Genomic DNA, 12,652 nt, shown 5'->3' on the forward strand with positions numbered 1-12,652 from the left:
CACGGATAAGGCGGCAAGGGGGGACGTGTCAACCGCGTCCTTTCATCAGCGAATTTCATCGGTGGCATCAGCGGGGAAGGCTTTTCCGCGCGGCCTGCACACGCTAGCCTCCGGCGCATCGTTCACGGGAGAGACCGGCATGCTGAAGATCTACGGCGTCTACAAGTCACGCGCGACGCGCATTCTCTGGCTGCTGGAAGAGCTGGGGCTGCCGTTCGAACTGGTGCCGGTGTTGCAGGCCTACAAGTTGAAAGACCCGATGGCCGAGGGCGTTCGGCTCAACACCCGCTCGCCGGAATTCCTGGCCATCAATCCGATGGGCAGCATTCCGACGATCGAAGACGACGGGCTGGTGCTGAACGAGTCGCTGGCGCAGACGCTTTACGTGGCGAAGAAGCAGGGCGGCCCCATGGCGCCGCGCGATCTCCACGAGGAAGCGCAGATGCTGCAATGGTCGCTGTTTGCCGCGACCTCGATCGAGACGGACGCGCTGAAGATCTCCACCGCCAACAATGAAGGCCGCTTGTCGACCGAGGCCGGCCAGCAGGAGGCCAAGGTGATCGCCCGCATTCTCGCGCGGCCCTTCGGCGTGCTGGAGAAGCATTTCTCCCACAACGACTACGCCGTCGGCGGGCGTTTCACCGTCGCCGATATCAACCTCGCCGAAATCGTTCGCTACGCCCAGGCTTACCAGCCGCTGTTCGACGCCCATCCGAAGACAGCCGCCTGGCTCGCGCATGTGCAGGCAAGGCCCGGCTTCAAGGCGATGTGGGAGAAGCGGCTGGCCGAGGTGGAGTAAGCGGCAGCCCGCTCGCTCAGCCCGCGATCTTACTCGGCCGGCCGCCTTTTAGGCCTCAGCCACACCCCGGCACATCCTCCAGCCGATACCAGACCGGGATGCCGCGTTCGGTGGCGATGCGGACGTCGTTGTCGGCGCCCTTGGAGGCGCCGGGAAGGCGCAGGACGCCCTCGCACAGTGCCAGAAGGCGGCCAGCGACGGGGTGGAAGATCTGCTCGTAAAGGTCATCGCCAACGGTCTTGCCGCCGGCGGCATGCCAGATGGGCAGCGCCACCCATTCGCCGATCATCGGCACGTGGCCGGCCTGAAACAGGGCATGGGACGGCGCCTCGAGCACCTTCAGGTTGGCGGCCATCTTTTCCGGATCATCCCCGGTGCCCGAGCGATAGGGACCCGCAATCAATATCAACATGTCTCACTCCTTCATCATCCGCCTCATGCGGATACGTGCACATTTCCGCACGATTCTTCTGGAATGTCGAATCCAATTCGATATTATTCGGAAATATCGTGAACAAACGGGCGAGATCATGCTGACCGAACAAAGACGCAGAGAGATCCTGGAGGTGCTGAAACGCGACGGGCGGGCCCTGGCGGGCGAGCTGGCCAGGCTCTGGGACGTGTCCGAGGATACGATCCGCCGCGACATGCGCGACATGGCGACGGCGGGGCTTCTGGTCAGGGTGCATGGCGGGGCGCTGCCGGTTGCCGCCCCTCTACCCGACTTCTCCACGCGGCAGACCCTTTCGACCGAGGAGAAGCGGCGGCTGGCGGCCGCCTGCGTCCGGCTGATCAACCCCGGCCAGACGGTGTTTCTCGACGGCGGCACGACGACGGCGGAGATTGCGCGGCAGATCCCGCACGACATGACGCTGACGGTCGTCACCCACGCCCCGACCATCGCCGCGGAGTTCGAGCAGCATCAGCAAATCGAGGTGATCCTGATCGGCGGGCGGATCTTCAAACATTCGATGGTGGCGGTGGGTCCGACGGCGCTTTCGGCGATCGAGCGTATCAGGCCTGACATCTTCTTCCTCGGCGCCACCGCCGCCCATCCGGCCGACGGGCTGTCGACCGGCGATTTCGAGGAGGCGGCAATCAAGCGGCGGATCGCCGAGCGCAGCGTGGCGAGTTACTGCCCGTTGACGGCGGAGAAACTGGGCGCCGTCTCGCCTTTCGGCATCGTGTCGCTTTCCGAGGTGACGGGGCTGATCGTCGGCACCGAGACGCCGGAGGAGGTTCTCGCCGGTTATCGGGCGGCAGGCGCGGAGATGATCCCGGCGTGAGCGCTCAGGCTCAGCCGAACAGCACGTCGGTGACCCGCACCTGGCCGACCTCGATGCCGTTCCAGTTGCGCATGCCGTGATTGGCAAGGCCCATCAGCGCCGCATGCTCCTCGCTTTCAAGCTCGAAATGCCGGGCCAGCAGGGCTGCGATCATGGCTTCGGCGGCGCGGGTGGCGCCGTCCTCGGCCTTGACGGCGAAGGACAGGCCCTTGTTTGGCAATACGGCGCAGAAGACGCCTTCGGCGCCGGTCTTGGCGAAGATTTTTCCAGGTGCGACTTGCATCAGCTTTGTGCAGAAGCGTTTCGTGCCGGCGACGTAGAAGGGTTCCGCCATGCAGGCCTGGATCAGCCGGCGGGCGGCAGCGGCGCGGATGGGCGCGAGCCCCTGCCCCGTGCCGAGCTTGGCGAAACCATGGGCAAGCCCGGTGAGCCGCACGGCATAGGTCGGGATCGAGCAGCCGTCGGTGCCGCAGATGTCGGGGCCGAGGGCGGCGCCGGTCAGGTCTGCCATGATCGCGCGGATCGACTGCTGCAGCGGGTGGTCATAGGTCGAATACCCCTTCGCCGCCTCGCCCATATGGGCGCAGGTGCAGACGAAGCCGGAATGTTTGCCCGAGCAATTGTTGTGAAGGGCCGAGGGGCGGTCGAGGCTGCGGGCCTGGGCGATGATGGTTGCCTGATCGAAGGACCAGTGGGCGCCGCATTCCAGCTCGCTTTCGCTGCGACCGGCGGCTTTCAGCATGGCGGCGGCGGTTGCCACATGGTCCGGCTCGCCGGAATGGGAGGAACAGGCGAGCGCCAGTTCGCGATTGCCGAAGCCGAAGGCATCCGCCGCACCGCTTTCGACCAGCGGCAGAGCCTGCATGGCCTTGCAGGCGGAGCGCGGGAAGACGGCCGCATCGACATCGCCGGCGGAAAAGACGATTTTGCCATCGCCATCGACGACCACCGCCAGCCCGCGATGGCGGCTTTCGACGAGTTGACCGCGCGTGACCTCGACCGTGACCGGATTGCCCATGATGAACCTCAAAACGCCATGATTGCCAGATGCTTGTTAGAGCATGTCTCGCAAGCTGGTTCGAGGTCCGGATTGAAGTTTCTGCTGCGTATCGTCTCCGTCATCCTGCTCGTTTTCGTGCTGCCGACCCTGGTGTCGGCCGGGCTGTGGGCGACGCGCGAGCATCCGTCCGGCTGGAGTTCGGCAAAATGGGGCTCATCCGGCCTTTTGCCGTCGGCGCAGGACAGCCCGGAGGCGGCGATCTACGTGTTCTCCGCGATGACCGGCGGCCTGAAAGGGGCGATTGCCAGCCATGCCTGGATCGTGACCAAGACGAAAGACGGCGCCTATCAGCGCTATGACAAGGTGGGCTGGGGCGCGCCGCTCCGGCGCAACCACCGGGCACCGGACGCCTTCTGGTATTCGAACCCGCCAAGGCTGGTGGTGGAATTGAAGGGCCCCGAGGCGGAACGGCTGATCCCGAAGGTGGAGGCAGCGATCGAAGGTTACCCCTACGGCCAGCCGGGCGGCTACCGGATCTATCCGGGGCCGAACTCCAACACCTTTGTCGCCCATGTGCTGCGGCAAGTGCCCGACCTCGGCGCCGTCTTGCCGCCGGATGCCGTGGGTCGTGACTATCTCGGCGACGGCACCTTCTATGCCTTGGACAGCGACGGCCGCGACCTGCATGTCAGCCTCGGCGGGCTTGCCGGTTTTTCCGTGGGGATGCGCAGCGGGCTGGAGGTGAATTTTCTGGGCCTGGTGGCCGGCGTCGATCTCACCCGGCCGGCGCTGAAGGTGCCGGGCTTCGGGGCGGTGGGGCTCTGAGCGATCTGGTCGTCAGTCCGTGAACTTCCCGCCAGATCACAGTGGGTTGTAGCCTGCCCGAGAGCATAGTCTCGGGTCGTCCTCCATACGGGCAGGCCAGACGTGCCAAAGTGCATATCCCCCTCGGCTCCGGTTAGGGACGAGCCCAACTTCCTACGCGACCAATGTGGCACGTGATTCAGCCGACCTATTTGCTGCAGTTTCCAGCCTTGTCCTTGGCGAGACACTCGTTGCAGAGCTCACCGCTGGTCGGTTTCGAGGACTGCTCCACGTAGTCTGACTTAGGCCAGTTGGAGCAGTTCTTGCACCAATGCCACGCGTCCTTGTCCTTCCGCCTTCTGTAAGCCATCGCACGCCTCCCTCCTGATTACCAAGGAATACTACACCTAATCTTTTTTGTTGCAATAACCAACCTTGTGATTACTAAAGGTTGTAATTTGTCACCGATCAGGTTGGCTGCTTGAGGCGATGATCCCGGCTTTCAATCGGCCCTGAATCAAAAGAGCCACCCGCGAGGGTGGCTCCCATGAGCTTTAGTCCTTTGTCTGGACCCGGACGGGGTAACCGCCCGAAGGAAGGCTGGATCAGGCCGAGGGCTGCCCCGTCAAAACCGCACCCTTTCCAAAGTCACACACGCAGACCGAAATCTCATTAGACATTGGATCACCTTCCTTTCGTTACGTTGCCGATGATTGAAAGGTAGGGCGCTTCGAGGATTTCGACAAGGCACGTTATGTGACGTCTTGTTTGTATAATTGTGTTGCGTTGCGGCAGAATTCGTTCACAATTCGCGCGCCGGAGCCGAGATCATCCCCTTCGCGGGAGTGGTGTCAGGAACATGCGCTCATAGCTGACGAAAGGTGGATCGTCGCGGAAACGCGCGTTCGCGGCTATGCCATCCGGATCTTTCGCCACCTGCTCCCGATATTGCGCATAGGCGGCTTCATCAGCAAACGTGAACAGCGCGATGGCAATGTCACGCGCACCGTCGCTGCCCTGCCCCGCAAAACTGACGCTCGCCTCATCCGGCCTTTTGCCCGGCAGGAAATAACCGTGATGCATGCCGCCGTGACGTTCGATGAGTTCGGTCCAGATGTGCGCATAGGCTTCAAACTCGGACATACGATCCGGATCGATGCGGTAACGAACCTCACAGGTGACGGGCATCTTGCGCATGCGGGGCGACTTCTCCGATTACCGCCCATCCTGCACGGGTGCGTCCGGCGGGCCGGGCCATCCTATGACATCGCGCACGCTTCGCAAACAGATCGCGCGATGGCCGCACAGCCGATCGCATCGGCTGGAGAGAGGCGTAACACAGGCCCTTTCTCCCGATCCAGACTTCGCGTTTTACCATTGAAATTACGGGATATTCCGCAAATTTCGGCCCAGATTTGGACCATTGGATAACGGCCGTTTCTTTTCTAAACGTCATGACCTCTGAACGGCTTTGCCGATCTGCGCCTCCCTGGAGAAGCAATCATGACGCGCATGAAACCCTTCCGGTACAAAGAGCAGATGGCCGTGATCCTGGTCTCGTTGCCGCTGTGGACGATGGGCTCGGGCGCGCGGGCGGACGATGTTTTCACGCAGCGCTGGGATCCCTGGATCGAGGTGGGCGGCCATGTCGGCACCGGGCGTTCGATCGGCAATGCCGATCTGTTCATGCCGCTTGCCCAAGACAGCGATAGCCTGCTGTTTGCCGATATCCGGGGCATGTTCGACAATCAGGACGCATCGGAAGGGAACTTTGGCCTCGGCCTGCGCCAGATGCTGGCTTCCGGCTGGAACATCGGTGCCTACGGCTATTTCGACCTTCGCCGCTCCGCCTATGGCAACATGTTCAAACAGGTGACGCTCGGGGCCGAAGCGCTGAGCGAACACTTCGATCTGCGCGGCAACGTGTATCTCCCGGTTGGCCCGAGCGACGTCTACATGGAGGGGGGCAGCTCGTCTTCCGTGGGCTCCTGGACGAGCGATGCGATTGCCACCGGTGGATCTCTGGCGATCCGGCATCAGGCGGTGCGGACAACGACCACCCGCTATGAGGTCGAAAAAGCGCTGGCCGGTGTCGATGCCGAGGTGGGTGTGCGCCTTCCGGTCTTCGAGCCGGGCTCCGGCTTCGACCTCAGAGCCTTTCTGGGCGGATACTATTTCGACGGCTCGGATGTCGACCCCGTTGCCGGCCCCCGGGCGCGGCTGGAACTGGTGGCGGACAATCTGGCCGGGCTGCCGGGCGTGAAGCTGACGGGCGGTGTGGTCTATCAGCATGACGACGTGCGTGGCGACCAGTGGATTGCCCAGGCCAGACTGCGCGTGCCGCTGCAGCCGCCGTCCCTGCCAAGAGATCCGTCCGATGTCATGGAACGGCGGATGACGGATGCCATCGTTCGGGATGTCGACATCGTCTCCAACACCGCCAACGCTTCCACCGCGACGAACGAAACGCTGACCACGACGGAGGCGGCTGTCAGCGACTGGAACGGTTCGGCCGTCGGATCTTTCATCCTGATTGACGGGGCGAACCAGAACGGGGCCGATCTGCAGGCCGCCCTCAATGCTGCGGGTGCCGGCAGCATCGTGCTCGTCAACGGAACGGTTTCGACGGCGGCGGGCATCACCCTCAATGCCGGGCAAACGGTGCTCGGCGGGGGAACGGTCCTGCGCCTCAAGGGGGCGACGAGCGGCACTGCGGTCGACTGGACCGCAGGCGGCGGTTCGGGCAGCATCAGCGGCTCTGCCGGAACGCTCGTCCAATTGGGACAAGACAGCTTTCTGGGCGGCATCGCCGTCGAAAACCTGTCGACTTCCGGCGGATCGGTTGCGGTGAATGCGGCAAACGGGGCTGTGCTGCGCAACGTCGACGTGACCTCGGCAAAGGGCGGCATCCGGGCGTCCGGCGTCTCCGGATTTACCGTCGATGGCGGTTCGATCTCGGCCCGTGGCGGCAACGCGATGGAGCTCGTCTCCAGCAGCGGCCTCGACATCCAGAACATGGCGATCGCCCAGAACGGAGACAGGTCGCTCGGCATTCGTGCAGACAATGCAACCGGCCTGCTCAAGGGCAACCGGGTGACCACAAACGGCAATGGCAATAGCAGCTATGTCGACACGGATGCGCAGGCCCAATCGACGCACGCCTTTTCGATCGCCAATAGCGGCGGGCTCGTCGTGACCGACAATACGATCACGACCAATGGCACCCAGGCGAACGGCTTCTACATCAACAACAGCGGCGGGATCGCGATCTCAGGCAATAGGGTGACAACCAATGGCTACATGTCCCGCGGCATCAACCTGATCACCAGCGATGGCGCGGTGATTTCCGACAATGTGATCAGGACCAATACGACCAACGACAGCAACTGGCATTCCGGTACGATCGCCTACGGGATTGTGGTGGATCACAGCAGCAATCTCAGCATCACCGGCAATGACGTCGCCACGCAAATGCGCGGAGGCACGGGCATCTATATACGTTACGGCGCCAACAATACCGCCAGCGGCAACGTCGTCGAGACCAAGGGATCGAGCGCCAGCGCCATCAGTGTCCTTCGCTCGACCGGTGCGACGGTCCGCGGCAATACACTCACGACGGCGCAGAGTGCAGACGGCTCCGCCGGCATCTCCTTCGGCATCGATTCGCATAATGGTCTCGTGGAGAACAACACGGTCACCTCGCCGGGAAGTGCCGGCGTGACGATCTATATCGCTAACGGTCTGACGGTGAGGAACAATCGATTGGTCGGCAAGGGTGATGCGGGCGTCTATGTCCGGGATTCGTACAACACGACGGTTTCGGGCAACACGCCGTAAGCGAGACAGGTGTTGACCGGTGGAGCCGGGAAGACGACACTTCCTTCCACAACGGGAGGAGAAGACCATGGAAGACCCCATCCGCTGGCGAAACATGGCGAGCGCGCCGAGAGATGGGAGCCGCATTCTCGTGACCATCCGCGCCACCGAACAGGGGCCGGGTGCCGTCGATCTCGTCTATTGGTCGAACGGCGACCGGTTCGGCGCCGACGGCTGGCGCTCCTCGGATTCGACGCCGGGCGTGATCATCGCCTATGCCGAACCGGAGCTGAAATGCTGGATGCCGCTGCCGGGGGTGGATCCGGATGCCATGATCCGGCCGCCCGCCTGGGAAGGCGAGGACGAGGCGGAACTGGACGGATCGGGGATCTGAGTTTCCCACGCATCGCAGGCGACATTGCGGACTAAGGCAAAGGGCCTTCGCCGGGATGCTCCGGACCTGACAGACCATCCCGCAAGCAGGCGCGGTTCGGTCGATCTGCCCTCTTCCCATTTCTCACTTTTCTGGAGACAGCATGTTCACGCACATCATGATCGGCAGCAATGACCTGGCACGGTCGAAACGCTTTTACGACGCCACCTTCATTGCCCTGGGCGGTCAGCCCGGCGAGACGGATGCACGCGGCCGGCTGATCTATCTCCACAATGGCGGTCGCCTGATGATCACGGCACCGATCGACGGGAAACCGGCGAGTGCTGCCAATGGCGGCACGATCGGCATTCTCGCGGCGCGGCCGGAGGATGTTCGGGCCTGGCACGACGCCGGGACAGCGAATGGCGGCATGTCCATCGAGACCCCGCCATCGCTGCGGCCGAATGGCCAATTCGTCGCCTATCTGCGCGATCCCGATGGCAACAAGCTGACCGTGCGCTCGCTGCCGCCCGAACAGGACTGAACGGGGCTTTGTGCGAGGGGCAAGCCGTTACGTCTTGAGGCAAACCACCAGGCGTTGAATGACGGAAAGTGCCGACGGGTTCTTGCCGGGCGGGCGAGCGTTTTTCTTCGAATTGCGAAAGCGGTGTGACCGTCTCGCTTTACGCAATTCCGGACGCGAAAACGATGTCGTCTTCAATGCTCTATGTCTTTGTTTTCACGCAGGTCCGGACGCAAAACCGCTTCGCACTTTTGCTGGACTTGCTCTAGTTCTTCTTCGCCTGCTTTGCCGCCGCCACGGCCGCAGTCGTCAGCTTGAACTCCGCCATTTCCTTTGGCGTCAGGTAGTAGAGCCGGTCCGGCGGCGTTTCCAGCGCGTGAATCCACACGCCGTCGGCAATGCCCATCTCGTCCAGATGCCGCGCAATGCGGGCCGTCGTGCGCTGGGCTTCCGACATGGCCTGTTCCGGCGTGGGGCGGGTCTGCCCGGCGTTGAAGACCTGATGCACGCCGAGGATGGCATTCTCGGCCGCTTCGCGCGCAACACCGCCGGCGAAGATCAGCGGGCAGGACGAGGCACAGAGCGCCCGGGTTTCCACCTGCGTGTTCAGGCCCTTTTCCCGGATCAGCTTCGACATGGCGAGCGCATCCTCGACGGAGCCGCCGGGGGAATTCAGGGATACCGCCTTCACATATTCGCCACGCGCGGCGATCTCCTCGGCGAAGCGGTCGGCGGTGCCGAGATCGATGGCGCCTTCGGCCTTCAGGATGCCGCCGGGCTGTAGGTCGAAACGCATCGGCTGGCGCAGCACGTCCGGCGCGCTTGCCGGCTCGACCGGCGGCGCCTGGGGCACGCCATCCGTCAGTGCCGGGGGAAGAACGGGGGCGTCCGTCGTCAGCGGATCGTGGCCGGGCAATGCCGTATTCGCCAGGCTCATTTCCCTGATGTCGACGAAAAGAAAGGCGCCTGCCGTCGCCAGCAGGGCAAAGAAGGCGCCGCGCATCAGCAAGCCGTCATCGGCCCGCAGAAAGGCGTCTCTCAGACGCGGGAGGAGCGCTGCGGGTCTCACGCGGGCGGTCCCTTTCGCGGCGCCTTGCTCGCCATGTCGAGGCTGGTGATGTTGGTTTCGGCGCGGCTGCGCTCGTCCTCGGCCTCCGCTGCCTGCACGGCTTCTGCCACATCGATGCCCTGACGGCTCAGCGCGCGCTGCACCTCCAGCGCTTCCAGAAGTTCGGCGGCGGTGATCCGCTGGGCAAAAGGCAGCCGTTCGTCCTGGCGGCGGATCGCGCCATGGACGACGGCCAGGATGAAGACAAGGACGGCGGGAAGGAGATCGATGGAGATCGCGCCTGCCCAGGCCGGAATGAAATCGGCGGCATAACGCAGCACGGCTTCTGCCGCAGACAAGGGGACAAAGCGGCGCGCGGCCACCGGCTCACGCGCCAGGATGGCGTCTGCGGCCTGGGAGAGAACCTGCGACTGGGAGGTGACCGAGGTGCGGATGGTCTGCATCACCTGATCCTGGCGGTCGGCCAGATCGGCGGCCTGGCCATCGGCAACGGGGGCGATGAAACCGAGCGACAGGTCTTCGGCCGCGCGCTTGACCGAAGGTGCGATCGAGGTCTGCTCGAGCGAGGCGATGACGCCCGACAGCGCCACCACCTCGGCCGAGAATTCGTCGCTGCGCGGCTCGACGGCGCCGGGCGCCGAAACCAGCTTGCGCATGGTTTCGAGATGCGCGCGGCCCTGGTCGAACAGGGTCGTCACCCGCTCGCGCGAGGCGGTGATGCCGGTCTGCAGCTCGTTGAGCTGGGCGGACATCTGCGACAGAAGCTGGACGACGCTGCCCGAGCCGGTCGTGCCGGTGAGCGCGCCGTTCTGGCGTTCGTCTTCGGCCAGACGGGCAAAACGTTCGGAGGTGCGCTGGATGTCCGGCAGCAGGCTTTGCGCGGCCAGCGCGTTTTGATGCGCCTGGTCGAGATCGGCCGTATAATCCTCGACCGTTTCGGCCAGATGCTGTTCCAGCGCTGCCGAGCCTGCGAGCGCTGCCGCATTCAGCCAGCTCGACATGGCGATGATCATGGCGCAGCCGAGCGCCATGACGCCGAGCATGGCGCCCCGCGCCGCCGTTCCCGTCACATGCGGATAGAAGCGCGCCATGTAGGACCAGAAGGCATAGATCGCCACCGAGACGGAGGCCGAATAGATGATGGCGGCAAAAAACACTGCCGTCGGCGAGCCGTCGAGGATGCTGCGCACCCCGAGATAGGTGTAGACGCCGGAGGCGAGCGCGAGCACCGCCAGCGCAAAGCGGGTCATGGTTTCGACGGCCAAGACGCCATCCTGCAATCGATGCGATGCGCCAAGCGCCATGAAGACCTCCAGGGGACAAAGAAGCGTTAACAAGCGCTTAAGAAGGGGGCGGAATCAAGGCTTGGGGTGGGTGGTGAGGGGTGCCGTGCGACGGCGCAAACCGTTCATGGTCTCGACCAAGCTCGAAGTCGTCATCCTAGCTCCCGACGTTGGCATTGACCAGCGCATCAAGAGGCGAGACTGTCGCATCTCTAACTGGCCCAACTGTCGCATTACTAAATAGCCCTATATATAAAGATCACGTAATCTATCTATGGAGCCAAGTTGTCTCCGACCATACTTGTTGGTGAGGTGTTAACCTGACAGCGCTACCTAAGGCTGAAACCTAGGAGCACACTGCATGTATTGGGCCGTCCCTTTTATTCTCACCGTTTTCCCCGCTGTTTGGCTCTGGCCGTCCGTCAAGGATTGCTGGGCTACACACGAACCTTACATGGTGGATGATGCTCCAAGCCAGAAGGGACCCCAGCATCCCTACAAGAGGACTGTGGGGGAGAAGTTTTCTTGTGCGGTGAAGCATCTTGTCTGGCTGGCTCTTTCGGGGGCGGCGGGCTATTCGGCATTTATGTTTGGGACGACATTTTGGACCGCCGGCCACTGATCACCTCGCTGCTCAGCGTGGCTGCAAGCCGACCGTACAAATCACCACGGGATAAGGCTGCCTTACGCCTTCGCGGGTCTTGCGTCAGTTGGTTGGAATTGGTTTGGTGGAATCACGCGCTACTCGCTGGCACGTCGGCTTCCACCCCCGATGGCTGTCCGGGTCCAAACTGGACAGTTCAGGACGGCGAGTGCGAATAGTCGAGAAGAAGAATGCAGCTTCAACACTGCTTCTCCTTCTCGGCGCTCCCTATCCCCTTCCGGGGATGCCCTATGTGTGCCGCGTGTATCCGGCTCTGGCAATCCCTCAACCCAGACTTTTTCGACGTTATGCACTACGCTAGGTGCCAGTGCGTTTTTCGAACAGCTCAAGATGCCGGTCCCGGATCATTTTCACGATCACTTCGCTGCCCGAGATCCCATAGAGATCCGCCAGGGCCGCGAGCTTTTCGCGGTCCTCGGCCGTACCATATGCGATGATTCCCTTGTCACGCGGCTTGCTCACAGCACCCCCATATCTGCCTGATAGCCGGCGACGAGAGAGTCAATCTGCGTCGGTGTGCTTGCGGTTCTGATATTTGCCTTCACCAGAAGACGCTGGGCTTCGATCCCACTGGACAACGAGCGCCAGTAGTTTGCAGAGGTCAGGACGATGACCGCCTGGTCGAAGATAGAGATGCCGAACGAAGCGGCTTCGGCAGCGAAGTGAGGAACGAGTCCAGGGCTGATGTCCGGTTTTGCGGATCTGGAACAGATGATGGCGAAAGCGGACAAGGGCTCCTACCGCGCCAAACGAAACGGCGGCGGGATTGACCGTGAAATACCGCCGACGCTGGACCTCGGGAAGTTCTCTGTCGCCGCATGACGGCGGCTCGTGAAGCGCCCGCCTGTTGCGAGCGCCGCTCGCCTCACCCCACCCGCAACACGATCTTGCCAATATGCGCCGAACTCTCCATCAGCCGGCGCGCTCCACCACCTAATCGAACGGCAGACCCGCGTGTATGACCCCACCGCCGTCGTCGCGTTCAACGCACAAATCCCCAGCGTGCCAAGCACCTTCACTGTGAAAGCGACCAAA

The 12,652-nt window shown here is 63.0% G+C and carries 13 protein-coding genes and 1 riboswitch; of the genes, 6 read left to right on the top strand and 7 right to left on the bottom strand.

Annotated elements, in window-relative coordinates; genetic code table 11:
- Window positions 1–139 precede the first annotated feature (139 nt).
- A complete protein-coding gene (locus DFO46_RS12420) occupies window positions 140–799 on the top strand; it encodes a glutathione S-transferase family protein (protein WP_110789485.1) in 660 nt (219 codons plus the stop codon).
- 55 nt (window positions 800–854) lie between these two features.
- On the opposite strand, the gene DFO46_RS12425 is transcribed toward DFO46_RS12420, so the two are convergent.
- Window positions 855–1,211 carry a DUF4406 domain-containing protein gene (locus DFO46_RS12425; RefSeq protein WP_110789489.1) on the bottom strand — a complete coding sequence of 119 codons (357 nt, stop codon included), beginning with the start codon at window positions 1,209–1,211 and terminating at the stop codon, window positions 855–857.
- A gap of 118 nt (window positions 1,212–1,329) precedes the next feature.
- Between DFO46_RS12425 and DFO46_RS12430 the strand changes: the two genes are divergently transcribed.
- Window positions 1,330–2,085, top strand: a complete 756-nt coding sequence (locus DFO46_RS12430; RefSeq protein ID WP_120278244.1) for a DeoR/GlpR family DNA-binding transcription regulator — start codon at window positions 1,330–1,332, stop codon at window positions 2,083–2,085.
- A 10-nt stretch (window positions 2,086–2,095) separates the two neighbouring features.
- On the opposite strand, the gene DFO46_RS12435 is transcribed toward DFO46_RS12430, so the two are convergent.
- Complete coding sequence (locus DFO46_RS12435) at window positions 2,096–3,103, bottom strand: asparaginase (protein ID WP_120277505.1); 1,008 nt, start codon at window positions 3,101–3,103, stop codon at window positions 2,096–2,098.
- 72 nt (window positions 3,104–3,175) lie between these two features.
- Here DFO46_RS12435 and DFO46_RS12440 point away from each other — a divergent pair, with 72 nt between their 5' ends.
- Window positions 3,176–3,910 (top strand): DUF3750 domain-containing protein, encoded by a 735-nt coding sequence (locus DFO46_RS12440; protein ID WP_120277506.1) that lies wholly within the window; start codon window positions 3,176–3,178, stop codon window positions 3,908–3,910.
- 807 nt (window positions 3,911–4,717) lie between these two features.
- Here the strand turns inward: DFO46_RS12440 and DFO46_RS12445 are convergent.
- The gene (locus DFO46_RS12445) at window positions 4,718–5,086 is read right to left on the bottom strand and encodes an NIPSNAP family protein (protein WP_245422565.1); all 369 of its coding nucleotides are present in this window, start codon (window positions 5,084–5,086) and stop codon (window positions 4,718–4,720) included.
- 306 nt (window positions 5,087–5,392) lie between these two features.
- On the opposite strand from DFO46_RS12445, the gene DFO46_RS12450 reads away from it, so the two are divergent.
- From DFO46_RS12450 to DFO46_RS12460, 3 genes are all read left to right on the top strand, one after another.
- Window positions 5,393–7,726: a right-handed parallel beta-helix repeat-containing protein gene (locus tag DFO46_RS12450; protein ID WP_120277507.1), complete on the top strand. Its 2,334-nt coding sequence runs from the start codon at window positions 5,393–5,395 to the stop codon at window positions 7,724–7,726.
- Window positions 7,727–7,793: 67 nt separating this feature from the next.
- Window positions 7,794–8,099: a hypothetical protein gene (locus DFO46_RS12455; RefSeq protein ID WP_120277508.1), complete on the top strand. Its 306-nt coding sequence runs from the start codon at window positions 7,794–7,796 to the stop codon at window positions 8,097–8,099.
- A gap of 142 nt (window positions 8,100–8,241) precedes the next feature.
- Window positions 8,242–8,622, top strand: a complete 381-nt coding sequence (locus DFO46_RS12460) for a VOC family protein (protein WP_120277509.1) — start codon at window positions 8,242–8,244, stop codon at window positions 8,620–8,622.
- A 244-nt stretch (window positions 8,623–8,866) separates the two neighbouring features.
- Here the strand turns inward: DFO46_RS12460 and DFO46_RS12465 are convergent, their stop codons facing one another.
- The 4 genes from DFO46_RS12465 to DFO46_RS12475 form a co-directional block, all read right to left on the bottom strand.
- Window positions 8,867–9,604, bottom strand: a complete 738-nt coding sequence (locus tag DFO46_RS12465; protein WP_120277510.1) for a hypothetical protein — start codon at window positions 9,602–9,604, stop codon at window positions 8,867–8,869.
- A gap of 62 nt (window positions 9,605–9,666) precedes the next feature.
- Window positions 9,667–10,974, bottom strand: coding sequence for a hypothetical protein (locus tag DFO46_RS12470; RefSeq protein WP_120277511.1), 1,308 nt, complete (start codon window positions 10,972–10,974; stop codon window positions 9,667–9,669).
- Between the two features lie 578 nt (window positions 10,975–11,552).
- A riboswitch (SAM riboswitch) is annotated at window positions 11,553–11,633 on the bottom strand.
- A 281-nt stretch (window positions 11,634–11,914) separates the two neighbouring features.
- Window positions 11,915–12,079, bottom strand: coding sequence for a hypothetical protein (locus DFO46_RS23915; protein WP_165826119.1), 165 nt, complete (start codon window positions 12,077–12,079; stop codon window positions 11,915–11,917).
- Window positions 12,076–12,348: a hypothetical protein gene (locus DFO46_RS12475; protein ID WP_110789497.1), complete on the bottom strand. Its 273-nt coding sequence runs from the start codon at window positions 12,346–12,348 to the stop codon at window positions 12,076–12,078. Before DFO46_RS12475 ends, DFO46_RS23915 begins: the two co-directional genes overlap by 4 nt.
- Window positions 12,349–12,652 lie beyond the last annotated feature (304 nt).

It is taken from the genome of Rhizobium sp. AG855, assembly GCF_003610655.1.
Classification (GTDB): Bacteria; Pseudomonadota; Alphaproteobacteria; order Rhizobiales; family Rhizobiaceae; genus Allorhizobium; species Allorhizobium wuzhouense.